Source organism: Roseovarius sp. (assembly GCF_040223625.1).
Lineage (GTDB): Bacteria > Pseudomonadota > Alphaproteobacteria > Rhodobacterales > Rhodobacteraceae > Roseovarius.
Window position 1 is genome coordinate 33,648 of sequence record NZ_JAVKFX010000047.1, and the last position, 15,647, is coordinate 49,294.

Consider the following 15,647-nt stretch of genomic DNA (forward strand, 5'->3'; position numbering starts at 1 on the left):
AGCTCCGTTGCCCATGCGCGCCCCGCGCCCGGACAGGGTGATCGCTGCGGCAGGTCTCCTGACTTGCGGGTCAATGCTTGGCCGGGTCTTCCCACCGCGCTCACGCGCAGCAGTGACATGGTCCGGCTTCGCTCTCCGCCTACAGTTGCGGGGGCAGTCACGGAATTGGCGCCTGATGGCTACACCTCACCGTGTTCCCTTTTCACCGGACGGCGCACCGCCCGGACCGAAGCACCGTTCTGGTAGCGCGGATCGGGGCGCGGGGAAAGGGGAAATCGTCGGCCCCGGTGCGCCGCCCCGCGCGGCCTTGAACCGCCCCCGCACGGGCGGTAAGGTGCCGCTCAATTGGTGACGACTAGGCATCTGGTTCATTCCCGAAACCCCGCTGCACCTTTCCGACCGCGATGGCGTCATCCGCCACCGACCCGAAAAACCACAGCGTTGCCGATTGTCCGGATGCCATGACTCCCCCTTCCCCTACCCGCGCCCGCGCCGCATCGGCCCGCACCCGGCGGCAGGTTCTGACCGCGGCCGGCTGCGCCCTGCTGTCTGCGCCGTCCCTGCTGCGGGCGGCGGAGGCGCTCCGGTTTGACGGGCCTTGGGGCGAGACGATGCTCGACCGGCCCGCGCGGCGCGTCGTGTCGCTGGGCTATACCACGCAGGATCCGCTACTGGCGCTCGGCGTGGTGCAGCTGGCGGTGCGCGAATGGTTCGGCGGGCGGCCCCATGCCGTCTGGCCCTGGGCCGAGGAGCGGCTGGGGGACGCCGCGCCGCAGGTGCTGACGGGCGAGGTCTCGATGGAGCTGGTGGCGGGCCTCGCGCCCGACCTGATCGTCGGCATCGGTTCGGGGATATCGCGGGCGGAGTACGAGCTTCTGTCGCGGATCGCGCCCGTGCTGATGCAGGCGCCCGACCAGCCCGCCTTCGGCACGCCGTGGCAGGACGACACCCGACGCATCGCCCGCGCCACGGGGCTGGCGGACCGCGCCGAACGCCTGATCGCCGGGGTCGAGGCGCGCTTCGCCGCCGCCCGCCGCCGCCATCCCGGCTGGCGGGGCGCCACCGTCGTCGCGGCCTGGCAGAATGGCGGCCAGACCGGCGCCTTCATGCCCGGTGACAGTCGGGCGCAGTTCTTCGCCGGGCTGGGCTTCACCCTGCTCGCCGAATTGCAGAAACTGGCGGCGGTCGACGGGTTCTACACCACGCTTTCGCCCGAGGATCTCTCGCCGCTCGATGCCGACCTGCTCGTCTGGATCTCCTCCTTCAGCGGAGCCGAGGCCATCGCCACCCTGCCCATGCGCCGCACGCTTCAGGCCCACCTAGAGGGCCGCGAGGTCTTCGCCGACGAGGTGACCGCCGCCGCCCTCTCCTTCGGCAGTGTCCTCTCCCTGCCCTTCGCCCTCGACCGGCTCGAGGCCGAGATCACAGCCGCGCTCGATGGCGACCCGCAGACCGTGGTGCCCTCCGCCCGGGCCGCGGGGCTTCTGCCATGAGGCAGGCCGCCCTCCTCGCCCTGCTGCTGGGGCTGGGCGCCGCCCTGTCGCTGACCACCGGGCCGCGGGCGCTCGGCCTGTCCGACTTCCACACCGCCCTCACCGCCTATGACCCGCATGACCCGGCGCATGTGACCCTGATGGCGATCCGCCTGCCCCGGCTGGTGGCGGGGCTGATCGCGGGCGCGGCGTTGGGGGTGGCAGGCACGGTGATGCAGACCCTCACCCGCAACCCGCTGGCCGATCCCGGCATCCTCGGCATCAACGCCGGCGCAGCCTTTGCCCTGCTGCTGGGCGCGGCGGTCTTCGGGCGCGCCGACCAGGCTGCCATCGCGCTTTTCGCCTTTCCCGGTGCGGCGTTGGCCTCGGTCGCGGTCTTCGCGCTTGGTGGCGGGCTGCGGGGCGATGCGGGGCCGGTGCGGCTGACTCTGGCGGGGGCGGCGCTCAACGCGCTGCTACTGTCGATGGTCACGGCGATGGTGCTGGTGCGGCAGGAGTCGCTCGATATCCTGCGCTTCTGGGTGGCCGGGTCGCTGACCGAGGCGGTCTATCGCCCGGTGGCGCAGATGGCGTTGCTCGCCTGTACGGGCGCGGCGCTGGCGCTGCTTATCGCGCCGCTGATCGAGGCGCTGTCGATGGGCGCCGACATGGCGCGCGGCCTTGGCACGCGGCCAGCGCGAGTACAGGCGGGCGGGCTTCTGGCGGTGACCCTGACCACCGGCGCGGCGGTTGCGATTGCCGGGCCGATCGCCTTTCTCGGACTGATGGCACCACACCTCGCCCGCCCCCTCGCCGGCGCCTCCCTCCGAGCGCAGCTTGGCACATCGGCCGCGCTTGGCGCGCTGATCCTGACGCTGGCCGACGTGGCAGGCCGGATCATCCTGGCGCCGGGCGAGGTGCGGGCGGGCATCATGGTCGCGCTCCTGGGCGGGCCGGTCTTCGTCTGGATCGCGCGGCGCCTGCGGCCGGGGGCGATGGCATGAGGGGGGCGGCTTCGCTGGCCCTTTTGCTGGTGCTGGCCAGCGTGGCGGCGTTGCTGCACGGGCAGATCGACGCTGCGCCCTCGGTCCTCTGGCAGGGCCTCGTCACCGGCGAGGGTCCCGGTGCGCTGATCCTCGACACGATCCGGGGGCCGCGCGTCGCCACGGCGCTTGGCGCGGGCGCGGTGCTTGGCCTGTCGGGCACGATCTTCCAGACGCTGTTCCGTAACCCCTTGGCCGCGCCCGATCTTTTGGGTTTCAACGCCGGCGCGGGCCTTGCCATCATCGCCGGCATCGCCTTCGGCATCGCCCTGCCCGCACCGGTGCTGGCCGCCATCGGCGGGCTGGCGGTGGCGGGGGTCGTGGGCGCGCTGGCCTGGCGCCGGGGCAGCGGGACGCCGGCGCTGACCATCATCCTCGTCGGCCTCGGCACCGGGTTCACCGCGACGGCGCTGGCCACCTTCCTGATGACGCTCCTGCCCGGCACCGCAGCGGCGGAGGCGCAGCGCTGGCTGACCGGGTCGCTCGCCGCCCGCAACTGGGCCCATGCGGCGCAGGTCTGGGGGTTCGGCATGGCCCTGACATTATTGGCTTTTTCGCAGGCGCGGCCGTTGATGGTGATGGAGCTGGGGGGCGAGCTGGCGACCGGGCTTGGCGTGCGGGCGGAGCCGGCACGCTGGCGCATTTCCGGCATTGCCGTGCTGCTTGCCGCGGCGGGGGTGGCGGTGGCGGGGCCGGTGCCGTTCGTGGCGCTGATGGCGGGGCCGTTCGGGGCGCGGATGACGGGCGCGCGGAGCCCCGCGGCGAGGATGGCGGCGGGGGCGGCGGCCGGGGCGTTGATCGTGGTGCTGGCGGACCTGCTGGCGCGGGCCTCGGTGCCAGGGCTGCAATTGCCGGTGGGAGTGGCGACGGGGTTGCTGGGCGCGCCCTACCTGCTGTGGCGCCTGTCGCGCGAAATGGATAAGGGAGACCTGTGATGCTGGAGGCAAGCCGGCTGACGCTGGCCTATGATGGCGGGCCCGTGATCGAGGCGCTCGACCTGTCGCTTCCGGGCGACAGGGTCACCGCGATCATCGGGCCCAATGGATGTGGAAAATCCACGCTTCTCAAGGCATTGGCGCGCATACTTCCAGTACGGTCTGGCCGCGTCACGCTGGATGGCGAGGACATGGCGCACCTGCCCCCGCGGGCGCTGGCACGGCGGCTGGCGATCCTGCCGCAGGCGCCGCGGGCGCCCGAGGGGATCCGCGTGGCCGACCTTGTGCGGCGGGGTCGGCTGCCGTGGCGCGGGCTGCTGAGCCCATGGCGCGAGGAGGATCGGGCGGCCTGTGCCGAGGCGCTGGCGGCGGTGGGGATGACGGAGTTGGCCGATCGCGACCTGGCGGAGCTGTCGGGCGGGCAGCGGCAACGGGCGTGGCTGGCGCTGGTGCTGGCGCAGCGGACGCCGTGGCTGTTGCTGGACGAGCCCACGACCTATCTCGACCTCACCCACCAGATGGAGGTTCTGGGCCTGCTGCGGCGGCTCAACCGGCAATCCGGGACGGCGGTGGTGAGCGTCCTGCACGATCTCAACCTTGCGGCGCGCTATTCGGATCACCTTGTTTTGCTTGGAGAAAACGGGGTGATTGCCGCCGGGAGGCCGGAGCACGTCCTCACGCCGGAGCATCTCGGCGCGGCTTTCGGGCTGCGGGCGCAGGTGATGCCCGACCCGGTGACCGGTACGCCGATGGTGGTGCCCCTCGATACCCCTGAAACGGAGGTTCCCGCATGACTGACACCCACCGCAGCACCGCCCGGTTCGACGGCGCCCCGCCCGAGGGCCTTCTGCAACAGACAGCCGGCTACCTGCGCGCCTACGACCTGCCGATCGAGCTGGGCGATACCGGGCTTTCCGCAAGGTTTTCCGAGGCTTACGTCGAACTCTCAATGGACGACGGAGGCTTCTCGCTCGACATCCGGGCGGGCAATTCGGCGCAGCTTCACCAGGCCCGCGAGGGGGTGCTGGTGGTGCTCGACCAGATCAGCCCGGAGGCCTGTGCCGGGCTGGAATGGACGGGGGAGATGGCGCGGAATGTCAGGCCGCCGAATTTCCACCTCGGCACGGTGCTTGAGGTGCGACGAGTGTCGGCGCATTTCCTAAGGGTGACAATGGGTTGCGAGGGGGTGTTACACCTTCTGACCGGGGGGATGCACTTCTCGCTATTACTGCCGCCGGGGCCGGAGCCACGCTGGCCGGAGGTCAACGAGAAGGGCCGGACGGTCTGGCCCACGGGGGAGGAGGCGCTGCACCGGGCGGCCTATACCTTCGTCGAGCTGGATGCGGCGGAGGGGCGGTTCAGCTTCGACGTGTTCGAGCATGAGGGTGGGTTGGCAACCGGCTGGGCCAGGGCTGCGCAACCCGGGGATATCGTGGGCGTGATGGGGCCCGGTGGTGGAGATTTTCCGCAGGCGGATCATATGGTTATGGGCGGAGATGAAACCGCCCTGCCGGCGATCCGGCGGATCCTGGAACACGCGCCGAAGGGCCAGAGGGGCGAGGTTTTCATCGAGCTTGCCGACCCCGCCGACCGCTGCCCGCTGGCCTTGCCGGAGGGCATGCGGCTGACATGGCTGACGCGGGGCGAGGATGCGCCGCTGAAGGCGCATATGCTGGCCGCGGAGCTGCCGGGGCCGGAGGAGAGCCGGTTCGTGTGGTTCGCGGCCGAGGCCGGGGAGGTGCGGGCCGCGCGGCAGTATTTCCGGGAGGAGGCCGGGCTGAAGCGGCAGGAGATGTACCTGTCGGCCTACTGGACGGCGTAAAAGCGATTCGATGGTTAACGGCGTTGTTTTGAAGGGATTTCGACGTCGGTATCACGTCGGTATTTCGTCGGTATCGCGTCGGTTTTCCGGTCTGTGAGGCGGGGTGTTAATGCGGCGTCCCGGGCGCAACAGGCGAGATGTTGTGTGGGGCGCAACGGGGCGCGCCGCCCGGCCTCGGCCTACTCGGTCGCACGGTCGCGGGCGCGCTGGATGAACTCTTCGGAAAAGAGCTTGTCGCGGCGGCGGCAGTCGGGCGGTTGCGGGCGCATGGCATATCGTCCGCCGAGTACGCAGGCATAGGATTTGCGATCCTCCATGCCAATCGAGGCGTGGCCGTTATACCGCCCGCTCGCCTCCCGCTCGTGCAGAATGTCGAGATGGGTCCGGCCCTTCGTATCGCGGCGGTTCAGGAGGGCGGAAAACGCCTCCGGCCGGCCCTGTTCGAGGTAATGCCGGAAGACGGACCGCATCCGTGTGTTGGCGTCGAGGAACCGGATCGACAGGTGGGTCAAAAGGCCCATCGGCTCGGTGTGCCCCGCGGCCTGATCCGGGGTGCAGGCGAAATCGGGTTGTTCGTAGAGCGCCTCGACACCCGGTTGGGCATGGCACCGGCCGAGCCAGAAGCCGAAATCCTCCGCCGTCTCGAACACCGGCAGCAGCGTGCAGAAGTTTTCCCGGAAGCCGCCCTCGCAGGTGACCCTTTCGAGCAGCTCGCGGGCCGAATACTCCTTGAGCGTCAGCGTCTCGGCGCGCGCGCCCGGGGCGAGTGCCCCCAAGATCAGGGCGCAGACCCATACCAACTTCCACCACGAACCGCCCGCCAAACGCATCCCCGAGACCCCCAAAACGATGTTCCTGCCTGCAGCCTATCGGACACGGTCGGGCAAAGGCAACATGCCCAACCCCTTGCCAATGGGCGATAATTGCGCTTCGTTCGGCGGTTGACGAAGGGGAAACGCGGGGGAAGCGGGCCATGGCCATCAGGAAACTCATGTCGCCGAAATCGGTGGACTATCCGATCACGGTGGCGGCGGTGGCGGTTTCGGCGGGGGAGACCGTTGCGAAGGGCGACAGGCTCTATGACCTGACGACGGCCACGGGCCGGCAGATCCGCATCCGCTCGCCCCTGTCGGGGCGTCTGACCGGCCCGGTTCAAGGCGAAGGCACGGTGCTGGAGGCGCCGCAGATCCTGGCCTCGATCGACGACGATCCCGGGCCCGAGGAGATCTTTGCCGACGTGGCGGAGGAGCCGGGCGACAGCGTGTCCCGGACGGAGGCGAGGCCCGCGGGGCGCGAGACGGGCACGGCCGGCACGGCGGAGGCGCACCCTGCCCGCCCGGCGGACCCGCCGCCGCGGGCGGGTCGCGCGGTGCTGAAGGCGGCTCTGGTGCTGCTGGGCTTTGCCCTGCCGCTTGTCACCACCTACGTGGCGCTGCATGTCGCGCATTCGCCGCTGCCGCTCTGGATCGGTCTTTGCGCGATTGCCGCCGCGCTGGTGGTGCCGCTTGTCGTCATGGCCTTCGTGCCGGTGGCCGCCGCCGCGACCGCGACCGCGTTTTCCGCCCTGCTGATTGCGCTGCCGCTGTCGGCGCTGTCCTATGTCACGCAGGTGCAGAAGCTGGTCGCGCTCGATTCCACCGCCGTGCACCGGATGCTCTTGCCGATCGTGGGCGGTCGCTACCAGGTCGAGGATGGCACGCTTCTGGTGCTGGGGCGCCCGGTTGCGGGGAAGGAAACGCAGTTCCCGAAGCGGCCCTCGCGGCTCAATGACAAGGCGCTGCTGATCCGGCAGACCTTTCTTTACACCGCCAAAGGCCGGGTGATCGACATGAACGCCCGGATGCGGGAAGACGGGCTGGTTCCGCCGGGGGGATGGATCCACGGCAGGTGCGCGGCCACGGGGCCGAACCGCTTCATCGATCCCGACGATCCCTATCTGGCCGGCAATCTGCTGGTGACCGTCTCGCTGATCAGCACCGAGGAATGGGGCGAGCGCGCCCATGATGACAAGGACATGCGGCTTTTCTGGTTCGACGGGACCGGGTCGCTGATCGCGACCGAGGACCGGATCGGCCGGATGGCGACAACCTGCGATTTCACGTCGACCTCGCTCTACGGGATCAATGTGCGGGATAGCGGCGGGTGAAACGGCGCGGGGCGCGGCCGTTTCAGACCGCGCCCCATTTCCGTCGCACGGAAGCCCTCAGAACCGCGAGGTCACCGAGAAGTTGAACTCCCGCCCCGAGCCGTAGGAGCAGACATAGACCGTCTGGCAGCCGGTGACATAGCGCTCGTCGGCGACGTTGGTGACCGACAGGTTGGCCTCGAGCCCGTTCCTGAAGGCGTAGCTGGCGTAGAGGTCGTAGATGGTCGAGTCGGGCACGGTCAGCGTGTTGGCCGCATCGGCGAAGCTTTCGCCGCGATGGCGCACCCCTGCCCCCAGTTCCAGCCCCTGCAAGCTTCCGGAGAAGGCATAGGTGCCCAGCAGCGACAGCTCGGTTTCCGGGATGAGCGTGGGCGTCGTGCCGATCAGCGCAGGGTTGCTGTCGCGGCGCACTTCGGCGTCGAGCCAGGTGGCCGCCGCCTGCAGGTAGAAGCCGTTGCCGAAATCGTATTCGCCTTCCAGCTCCACCCCGCGCGAGCGGACCTCGCCCAGCTGGCTGAAGGTCGGGAAGACGCCGACGACCACGTTCTCGCGGTTGATCTCGAAGGCCGCGCCGGTGAGCGAGAAATTCCCGCCCTCGGGCGCCCATTTGAAGCCCAGCTCGACCTGGTCGCCGGTTTCCGGTTTGGTCACGCCGTTGGCGGGCGAGGTGATGAGCGGGTTGAAGAAGGTGGAATAGGTCACGTAGGGCGTGAAGCCCGACGCGGTTTCATAGGCCAGTGCCGCGCGCCAGGAGGTTTCGCTGTCGTCGCGGCTGAAGGCGCCGGTTCCGTCCTGGCTGGTCTTGACGATATCGTGGCGCAGGTTGAGCGTGGCGATCCAGCCGCTGCCCCAGCGCATCTGGTCCTGAACGTAGAGGCCGACCTGGCGCTGTTTCGTTGTCGAGTCCTGGTAGGGCGCGCCCAGCACCGGGGTGCCCGGCGGCGTGGGGCCGACGACCCGGTTGGAGCCGAAGCCCGAGGCCTGGGTCTCGTCGATCTCGTAATAGCGCGCGTCGAGGCCGAAGAGCAGGTCATGCTCGACCGCGCCGGTCGAGACGGTGCCGTAATAGCGCAGGTCGGTCTGGGCCGTGGCGACTTGCGTGTCATGCTCGAAGGCGATCAGGCTGAGCGTGCCCTGCGGATCGGTCGGCGTGGGCGAGAAGCCGGCATAGCCGAACGGGTAGTAGTAGCGTTCGTGCACGTCGGCATAGCCGAGGCGGCCGATGCCGGTGAAGGTGAAGCCGTTGGCGAACTCGTGCTCGACGATGGCCGAGACCGAGGCCTGCCGGCGCTCGTACTTGTCCCAGCCGGGGTCGGAGAAGTTGGCGTCGGGGTCGATATAGCCGAACTGCGCGGTCGGCGCGACGGTGCCCCAATAGGGCAGGAAGGTGCTGCCGTTGTGCTTTTCGTCGGCGACGTGGATGTTGGCGAGCAGCGTGACCTCGGTGCCGCCATCGGTGGTGAAGCGGTAGGAGGGCGCGAAAGTGCCGCGCAGGCCTTCGTTGAGGGCATCGTAGGTGTCGCCGCCTTCGAGCCGCCCGGTCAGGCGGTAGGACCGGCTGTCGCCGAGATCGTCGCCGTAGTCGAATTCGAGATAGGCGGCGGTGGCGTCGTTGGCGCCGAGGGTGAATTCGCGGATCCGCCCGCCGGGGCGTTTCGAGACGTAGTTGACGATGCCGCCCGGGTTCGACCCGCCATAGAGCGCCGAGGACGGCCCGCGCAGCACCTCGATCCGCTCGATCGTGTAGGGGTCGATGAAGAAGGAGCCGAAGGCGAAGGAGAGGTTCTGGGCGTTGTCGAGGTAGATGCCGGTCTGGTCGGCCTGGAAGCCGCGGATGCGGAGCCAGTCGTAATCGTTGTCGTCGCCGAACACGTCGGAGGTGACGCCGGCGGTGTAGCGCAGGGCTTCGCTGACGCGGTCGGCGCCGAAGCGCTCGATCTTCTCGCGGCCGAGGACCGAGACGGATTGCGGCACCTCGCTGACGGTGACGGGGGCCTTGGTGCCGGTCACGGTGGGCGGGTTGGTGTCGCCGCCCACGGGGCCTGTCGCGTCTTCCTGGTTGCGCAGGGTGAGCGTGCCGAGGTCGAAATTCTCCTCCTCCGCCTGGGCGTGGGCGGTGGTGGCGGTGGTGAGCAGCAGAAGCCCGAGCGCGCCCAGTCGGGCGGGTCCGCGGGCGCGGGTGTTGGTATTGGCCATGTCGGCGTCCCTCTGAAAGTCATTTCGCGGCTGGCCCGACCGGAAAGGAGGGTCTGACAGCTGGCGATCCGAGTTCCTGATAAAAACTATCGGGAAGGATTGTCTTGAACAATCGGACCATTCGGCCCCGCCGCCTGTTCCCGCGCCCAATGGGCGGGCGCCGCGCCGGTTTCCGCCCGGAAACTGCGCGAGAAATGGGCCTGGTCGGCGAAACCCGTGACCTGGGCCACCTCGGCGCAGGGCACGCCGTGGACCAGCAGGCGCCTGGCATAGCCCAGCTTCAGCCCCAGCACCCAGCGATAGGGCGATTGCCCGGTGGCGCGGCGGAAGGTGCGGTTGAAATGGGTGCGCGAGAGGCCGGCGGCGCGGGCGAGGTCGTCGATGGCGATGCGGTGGGCCATTTGGTCGAGCACGTGGGCGCGCAGCGTGTCGAGCCATGTCTCGCCGTGCCCGAGCTGGCCCGCGCGGCCGAGGTGGAACATCTCGGTCACCGCGGCGCGGGCCAGCGCCTCGCCGCGCGGGGCGGAGGGTTTGGCCGCCGCGCATTCGTCACGCAAGAGGCCCGCCAGCGGCGCCAGCGGGCCGAGATCGGGCAGGATCACCGGGCGGTCGAGCGGCGTGCCGGGCTCGGTCAGTTCGCGCAGGCGGGAGCGTGGCAGGTGGATGTCGACATGGCGCAGCTCGCCGGCCTCGGGCAGCGTGCCCCAGATTTCCAGACCGGCCGGGATGTAGCAGCCCGCCGCCGGCTCCGCCGCCCCGCCGCGCGCGCGGGAGAGCGACAGGCGGCGGTCGTCGAGGATCAGCACGAAGCGGGGGTGGAGCGAGGCATAGCGCCCCCCTGCCCCGGCCCGGCCCCGGACGCGCCAGTAATCCACGACCATGCGGTCGAGCGACAGGCTTTTCAGCTCGCCCAGCGGCTGGAAGCCCTGAACGGCGGCGTACATCCTGGGGTGAAAACTCATGCGCCTCGCCTCTGGGTCTTTGTGGCTTGGCGGGGGCGCTGGCTGACGGGTGTTGTACCGCGTGGCGGGCGGGTGTCAACCAAAGGGGCCGATCCTTCAAGCGGCGGGGATTGCCCCTTTCCCGTTCAGCGATTATCACCCCGCTCAGCCAGCCGGCCCGCGCCAGACGCGGACGCCAGCCAAATCACGACCCAACAGCGCGGGCGACCGACGGATGCTCAGACATTTCCTGTCCTACTACCGCCCGTGGCGGAGTCTGTTCCTGCTGGATTTCGGCTGTGCCATCGCCAGTGGCTTGCTGGAGCTGGCCTTTCCCATCGCCATCAAGTTCTACATCGACCGGCTGTTGCCGAGCGGCGACCTGCCGCTGATCATTCTTGCCGCCCTGGGGCTGCTGGTGGTGTACCTGTTCAACGCCGGGCTGATGGCGGTGGTGACCTATTGGGGCCACATGCTGGGCATCAATATCGAGACGGAGATGCGGCGCAAGGCGTTCGACCAGTTGCAGCGGCTGTCCTTCGCCTTCTTCGACCGGCAGCGCACCGGCACGCTGGTGTCGCGGGTGACGCGGGACCTCGAAGAAATCGGCGAGGTGGCGCATCACGGGCCCGAAGACCTGTTCGTGGCGCTGATGACCTTCGTGGGTGCCTTCGTCCTGATGGCGTTCATCAATGTCGAGCTGGGGCTGATCACGGCGGTGATCTTCCCGGCGGTGGTGGTGCTTGTGGCGGTCTATGGCCGCAGGCTCACGCAGACATGGCAGCAGATCTACCGCAGCGTGGCGAATTTCAACGTGCGGCTCGAGGAGAACGTGGGTGGCATCCGGGTGGTGCAGTCCTTCGCCAACGAGGCGCATGAAAAGGACCTGTTCGCGCAGGACAACGCCAATTACCGGCGCACCAAGCTCGATGCCTACCGGCTGATGGCGGCGTCGACCACGCTGAACTACATGGGGATGCGGCTGGTGCAGGTGGCGATCCTGGTGGCCGGCGCGCTGTTCGTGGCACGGGGCGACCTGTCGATCGGCGGGTTCGTGGCCTTCCTGCTGCTGGTGAACGTGTTCTTCCGCCCGCTCGACAAGATCGCGGCGGTGATGGAGCTTTATCCGCGCGGCCTTGCGGGGTTCAAACGCTACCGCGAGCTGATGGCGCTGAAGCCCGATGTGGCCGAGACGCCCGATGCGCAGGAAGCGCCGGCGTTTCGCGGCGACATCACCATCGAGAATGTCTCGTTCAGCTACGACCCGGCGATGCCGGTGCTTGAGGACATCTCGATCTCCGTGAATGCGGGCGAGACCATTGCCATCGTCGGCCAGTCGGGCGCAGGCAAGTCGACGCTGGTGTCGCTGGTGCCGCGCTTCTACGACCCGCAGGGCGGGCGCATCCTGATCGACGGGGTGGATATCCGCGAGTTCACCCTGACCAGCCTGCGCCGCCAGATCGGCGTGGTCAGCCAGGACGTGTTCCTGTTCGGCGGCACGCTGCGCGAGAACGTGGCTTATGGCCGGCTGGGCGCGAGCGAGGCGGAGATCCTCGAGGCGCTGGCGCAGGCGCAGTTGAGCGAGCTTGTCGCCAACCTGCCGCAGGGGCTCGATACCGTGGTGGGCGAGCGCGGCGTGGCGTTGTCGGGCGGGCAGAAGCAGCGGGTGGCGATTGCCCGGACCTTCCTGAAGGATCCGCCGATCCTGATCCTCGACGAGGCGACATCGGCGCTGGACCTCGAGACCGAGAAGCGCATCCAGACGGCGTTGAACCGCCTCTCCGAGGGGCGCACCTCTCTGGTGATCGCGCACCGGCCGCAGACCATCAAGGATGCCGACCGGGTGCTGCGGGTCGAGGGCGGCCAGCTCGTCGCGGCCTGACCGCCCCCGGAAAGGCTAGGCCGCCATGTAGAGCGACTTGGCGTTCACGAACTCCTTCATGCCGAAGCCGCCATGCTCGCGGCCATAGCCCGAGTCCTTGACGCCGCCGAAGGGCATGTTGGGCAGGGCCACGTTGTACTTGTTGATACAGACCATGCCGGTGTCGAAATGCTGCGCCGCCAGCTTGCGGGCGCGCTTGGTGTCCTTCGAGAAGATGCCGCCGCCGAGGCCGTAGCGGCTGTCATTGGCGATGCGCATGGCGTCCTCGTCATCCTTGGCCCTGATGATCGAGGCCACGGGGCCGAAGAGCTCGTCATCGTAAGCCGGCTGCCCCGGTTGCACGTCGACCAGCACGGTGGCGGGGTAGTACGCCCCCTTGCCCGCCGGCACCTCGCCGCCGCAGAGGACGCGTGCGCCTTTCGCCACGCTCTCCTGCACCTGCTCGGCCAGCGTGTCGCGCAGGTCGGTCCGCGCCATCGGGCCGAGCTTGGTGTCCTCGTCGGTTGGCGCGCCGGTGGCGATGGCCTTCATCTGCTCGGTGAAGCGCTCGACGAAGGCGTCGTAGTTCTTTTCCGTCACGATGAAGCGCTTGGCGGCGACGCAGGTCTCGCCGTTGTTGTAGATGCGGCCCGCCACGCAGGTCTTCACCGCGAGGTCGAGATCGGCATCGTCGAGCACCACGTAGGCGTCGTTCGAGCCCAGCTCCAGCACCGTCTTCTTGAGGTGTTTCGCGGCCTGTTCGGCCACGATCCGCCCGGCGCCGTCGCTGCCCGTGAGGGTGACGCCACGGACGCGCTTGTGGGCGATCACCTTGTCCGACTGGTCATGATCGATCAGCAGGATGGTGAAGAGATGCTCGGGCAGGCCCGCCTGTTTCATCACGTCGCGCAGGAACAGGCCGCTGCCGGTGCAGCTTTCGGCATGTTTCAGCATCACGCCGTTGCCCGCCATCAGGTTGGCGATCGTGTAGCGCACGGCCTGGTAACAGGGGAAGTTCCACGGCTGGATGCCATAGATCACGCCCACCGGCGCATAGGCGACGATGCCGGTGCCGCCGGGGATGTCGCGCTCCTCGTCGGCCAACTCCTTCGGGCCGTTCTCGGCGGTGTAGTCGCAGATGGCGGCGCAGAGCTCGACCTCCTCGCGGCTGTCGTTGATCAGCTTGCCGACCTCGCGGGTCATGAGCTGGGCGAACTCTTCCTTGTTGTCGCGCAGGGCCTGTCCGATGGCCTTGATCATCTTGGCCCGCTCCTCGAGCGAGACCAGCTTCCATGTCTCGAACGCGCCATGGCAGAGGTCGATGGCGGCGCGCATCTCCTCGTCGCTCATGGTGGTGTAGGTGTCGATCGTCTCGTCCGTGGCGGGGTTGATGGTTTTCAGCGTGCTCGTCATGGGATCCTCCAGTCGCGTGTGTCGCGGGGTGTCTGAAGGGCAACGCATGGCGCGGCAGATGTTTCCATCACGTCCGGATGACGCTGCGTCGGGCGTGCGTGTCAGACGCCCCGGCGCATCCGGCTGGGCTCGTCATAACCGGCGGGGACGAACTGCCATTCGCGGTCGTCGAGCTTCAGGATGATCCAGCAGATCGGTCCGGCATCCGTCCCCTCGTAGGTGACCAGCATCACCGGCCCGGCGCCCCCGGCCCCGTCGCAGGTCGGGGCCAAGGTGAAGGTCGCGTTGCCCACCACGATGCCGAGGTAGCGGTCCTCGATCCGGTCCTCGCGGATGATGGTGGTGGCCGAGCTTTCCTCCAGGTCGTGCCAGACCCCCTGCAACGACTGGAGGACCGCCTGCAGGTCCACGTTTTCCGCCGCCGGTTCGGGCTCGGGCGGCGGCGCCGCCGCCCCGGTGATCCGCACGGTCGCTTCGCCCGTCTGGCCCACGACGATTTCGCTGAACCGTTCTCGGGCGTAGCCCCGCGCCTCGCATTCGGTATCACCGACGATGGTGAAGGACGTCTCGCTGGTGCAGAAGTAGAAATCGCCGGCCGGGAAATCCTCCTCCCCGGTGGAGCCGCGCCAGTAGTAATGCGTCAGCGGCAGCGGCCCCGGCACCACGGTGGCGCAGTCCCCCGCCGTCACCTCCCACCAGCCTTCCGAGGTCCAGCCCTCGGCGCCCTTGTAGCCGATGGCCAACACGGCCCGCCCGGCACTGTCGTTGCAGAAGGTCAAATCCGCCCGGGCCGGCGCGGCAGCCCACAGAACGGCGCAGATGGCGATCAGAAAAAGGCGCATGACAATCCCCCCGAAGAATATCCCTGCGCGCGAGCCTAGCACAGTTTCACGCGCCCCGAGCGCCAATTCGCGCCGGGTGGCGGAGTGCGCACCCTGCCCTTTCATTGTTCCAAAAATACTCAAATCCCCGGCCCGCCCCCCGCGCCGCCGCCCGAGGTGGTCAGTAATTCCCCGCCACGTACTTCGCGATGGCCGCCCCGCGCGAATTCACGTCGAGCTTCTGGTAGATCGCCTTGAGGTAATATTTCACCGTGTTCTCCGACAGGCCCAGCCGGGCGGAGATCTGGAAATTGGTCAGCCCGTCGACCAGCAGCGCGAGGATCTCGTGTTCGCGCCGCGACAGGCTGTCGGCGTTTTCCGAGGTCAGGCGGCGCAGGATGTCGGTGGGCACGATGGAATGCCCTTCGACCAGCTTGCCCAGGATGCGCGGCAGGCTGGTGAGGATCTGGCTCATCATGCAGACCGAGTTGGCGCCCGACTTGATCGCCGTGCGGATGAAGGCGAACTCGGTATCCTCGGCCACGACCACGATCATCACCTGCGGGTAGCTCTTGCGCACCGTATCGAGCACCGAGGTCAGGTCGCCATCCGAGAGGCGCACGCCGAGGATCAGGATGGCGGGGCCTTCGGTTTTCGACAGGAGCTGCTTGAGCCCGGCCTTGTCGGTGGCGAAGGGGCCCAGCCGCACCTCGGGGATCTGCGCCACGAGCGAGCCGATGCCCTGGCAGACGATGAGCTGCCGGTCGGCGACGATCACCTGCGGGCGCTCTGCCATGGTCTCGGCTGTCATTTCTGCGTGGTCCTGCGCGTGTGTCATCGGTCGAGCATACACCATACCGGGCGGGCCCGGAGGGAATGGTTTGCGACACTTCGGCGCCGGAAACCGATGAAATCAAACGAAAAATCTGTATGCAAGCGCATGCCGTGGTGTCCCGTCGGGCCGGGCTCACCCGAAAGGGTGGGCCGTGGCTACCCG

At 68.7% G+C, this 15,647-nt stretch carries 13 protein-coding genes and 1 riboswitch; of the genes, 7 read left to right on the forward strand and 6 right to left on the reverse strand.

Features of this window, described 5'->3' with window-relative positions:
• Positions 1–31: 31 nt before the first annotated feature.
• A riboswitch (cobalamin riboswitch) is annotated at positions 32–246 on the reverse strand.
• Between the two features lie 215 nt (positions 247–461).
• From RLN94_RS14085 to RLN94_RS14105, 5 genes are read left to right on the forward strand one after another with little or no spacing between them, the layout of a single operon-like run.
• A complete protein-coding gene (locus RLN94_RS14085; protein WP_350125935.1) occupies positions 462–1,493 on the forward strand; it encodes an ABC transporter substrate-binding protein in 1,032 nt (343 codons plus the stop codon).
• Positions 1,490–2,476, forward strand: a complete 987-nt coding sequence (locus RLN94_RS14090) for a FecCD family ABC transporter permease (protein WP_350125932.1) — start codon at positions 1,490–1,492, stop codon at positions 2,474–2,476. The genes RLN94_RS14085 and RLN94_RS14090 overlap by 4 nt, the downstream gene beginning before the upstream one ends.
• On the forward strand, positions 2,473–3,450 hold the full coding sequence (locus RLN94_RS14095) for a FecCD family ABC transporter permease (RefSeq protein ID WP_350125929.1): 978 nt from the start codon (positions 2,473–2,475) through the stop codon (positions 3,448–3,450). Before RLN94_RS14090 ends, RLN94_RS14095 begins: the two co-directional genes overlap by 4 nt.
• The gene (locus RLN94_RS14100; RefSeq protein WP_350125927.1) at positions 3,450–4,244 is read left to right on the forward strand and encodes an ABC transporter ATP-binding protein; all 795 of its coding nucleotides are present in this window, start codon (positions 3,450–3,452) and stop codon (positions 4,242–4,244) included. Before RLN94_RS14095 ends, RLN94_RS14100 begins: the two co-directional genes overlap by 1 nt.
• Complete coding sequence (locus RLN94_RS14105; RefSeq protein WP_350125924.1) at positions 4,241–5,272, forward strand: siderophore-interacting protein; 1,032 nt, start codon at positions 4,241–4,243, stop codon at positions 5,270–5,272. Before RLN94_RS14100 ends, RLN94_RS14105 begins: the two co-directional genes overlap by 4 nt.
• A 179-nt stretch (positions 5,273–5,451) precedes the next feature.
• On the opposite strand, the gene RLN94_RS14110 is transcribed toward RLN94_RS14105, so the two are convergent.
• On the reverse strand, positions 5,452–6,102 hold the full coding sequence (locus RLN94_RS14110; protein ID WP_350125921.1) for a hypothetical protein: 651 nt from the start codon (positions 6,100–6,102) through the stop codon (positions 5,452–5,454).
• A gap of 143 nt (positions 6,103–6,245) precedes the next feature.
• On the opposite strand from RLN94_RS14110, the gene RLN94_RS14115 reads away from it, so the two are divergent.
• On the forward strand, positions 6,246–7,418 hold the full coding sequence (locus tag RLN94_RS14115) for a hypothetical protein (RefSeq protein WP_350125918.1): 1,173 nt from the start codon (positions 6,246–6,248) through the stop codon (positions 7,416–7,418).
• Between the two features lie 57 nt (positions 7,419–7,475).
• On the opposite strand, the gene RLN94_RS14120 is transcribed toward RLN94_RS14115, so the two are convergent.
• Positions 7,476–9,614 carry a TonB-dependent siderophore receptor gene (locus RLN94_RS14120; protein ID WP_350125915.1) on the reverse strand — a complete coding sequence of 713 codons (2,139 nt, stop codon included), beginning with the start codon at positions 9,612–9,614 and terminating at the stop codon, positions 7,476–7,478.
• 86 nt (positions 9,615–9,700) lie between these two features.
• Entirely contained in the window at positions 9,701–10,576 is an 876-nt protein-coding gene (locus RLN94_RS14125; RefSeq protein ID WP_350125912.1) for a helix-turn-helix domain-containing protein, read from the reverse strand.
• Between the two features lie 214 nt (positions 10,577–10,790).
• Between RLN94_RS14125 and RLN94_RS14130 the strand changes: the two genes are divergently transcribed.
• Positions 10,791–12,437, forward strand: coding sequence for an ABC transporter ATP-binding protein (locus RLN94_RS14130; RefSeq protein WP_350125909.1), 1,647 nt, complete (start codon positions 10,791–10,793; stop codon positions 12,435–12,437).
• Positions 12,438–12,452: 15 nt separating this feature from the next.
• On the opposite strand, the gene RLN94_RS14135 is transcribed toward RLN94_RS14130, so the two are convergent.
• The 3 genes from RLN94_RS14135 to RLN94_RS14145 form a co-directional block, all read right to left on the reverse strand.
• On the reverse strand, positions 12,453–13,829 hold the full coding sequence (locus RLN94_RS14135) for an NAD-dependent succinate-semialdehyde dehydrogenase (RefSeq protein WP_350125906.1): 1,377 nt from the start codon (positions 13,827–13,829) through the stop codon (positions 12,453–12,455).
• Between the two features lie 101 nt (positions 13,830–13,930).
• Positions 13,931–14,671 carry a DUF1036 domain-containing protein gene (locus RLN94_RS14140; RefSeq protein WP_350125903.1) on the reverse strand — a complete coding sequence of 247 codons (741 nt, stop codon included), beginning with the start codon at positions 14,669–14,671 and terminating at the stop codon, positions 13,931–13,933.
• Positions 14,672–14,831: 160 nt separating this feature from the next.
• Complete coding sequence (locus RLN94_RS14145) at positions 14,832–15,461, reverse strand: LuxR family transcriptional regulator (RefSeq protein WP_350125900.1); 630 nt, start codon at positions 15,459–15,461, stop codon at positions 14,832–14,834.
• Between the last annotated feature and the right edge of the window lie 186 nt (positions 15,462–15,647).

Coding starts and splice junctions, on each gene's coding strand:
- RLN94_RS14130 (WP_350125909.1), top strand. CDS start 10,791: ATGCTCAGACATTTCCTGTCCTACTACCGCCCGTGGCGGAGTCTGTTC.
- RLN94_RS14090 (WP_350125932.1), top strand. CDS start 1,490: ATGAGGCAGGCCGCCCTCCTCGCCCTGCTGCTGGGGCTGGGCGCCGCC.
- RLN94_RS14135 (WP_350125906.1), bottom strand. CDS start 13,829: ATGACGAGCACGCTGAAAACCATCAACCCCGCCACGGACGAGACGATC.
- RLN94_RS14120 (WP_350125915.1), bottom strand. CDS start 9,614: ATGGCCAATACCAACACCCGCGCCCGCGGACCCGCCCGACTGGGCGCG.
- RLN94_RS14095 (WP_350125929.1), top strand. CDS start 2,473: ATGAGGGGGGCGGCTTCGCTGGCCCTTTTGCTGGTGCTGGCCAGCGTG.
- RLN94_RS14105 (WP_350125924.1), top strand. CDS start 4,241: ATGACTGACACCCACCGCAGCACCGCCCGGTTCGACGGCGCCCCGCCC.
- RLN94_RS14145 (WP_350125900.1), bottom strand. CDS start 15,461: ATGACAGCCGAGACCATGGCAGAGCGCCCGCAGGTGATCGTCGCCGAC.
- RLN94_RS14110 (WP_350125921.1), bottom strand. CDS start 6,102: ATGCGTTTGGCGGGCGGTTCGTGGTGGAAGTTGGTATGGGTCTGCGCC.
- RLN94_RS14140 (WP_350125903.1), bottom strand. CDS start 14,671: ATGCGCCTTTTTCTGATCGCCATCTGCGCCGTTCTGTGGGCTGCCGCG.
- RLN94_RS14085 (WP_350125935.1), top strand. CDS start 462: ATGACTCCCCCTTCCCCTACCCGCGCCCGCGCCGCATCGGCCCGCACC.
- RLN94_RS14125 (WP_350125912.1), bottom strand. CDS start 10,576: ATGAGTTTTCACCCCAGGATGTACGCCGCCGTTCAGGGCTTCCAGCCG.
- RLN94_RS14100 (WP_350125927.1), top strand. CDS start 3,450: ATGCTGGAGGCAAGCCGGCTGACGCTGGCCTATGATGGCGGGCCCGTG.
- RLN94_RS14115 (WP_350125918.1), top strand. CDS start 6,246: ATGGCCATCAGGAAACTCATGTCGCCGAAATCGGTGGACTATCCGATC.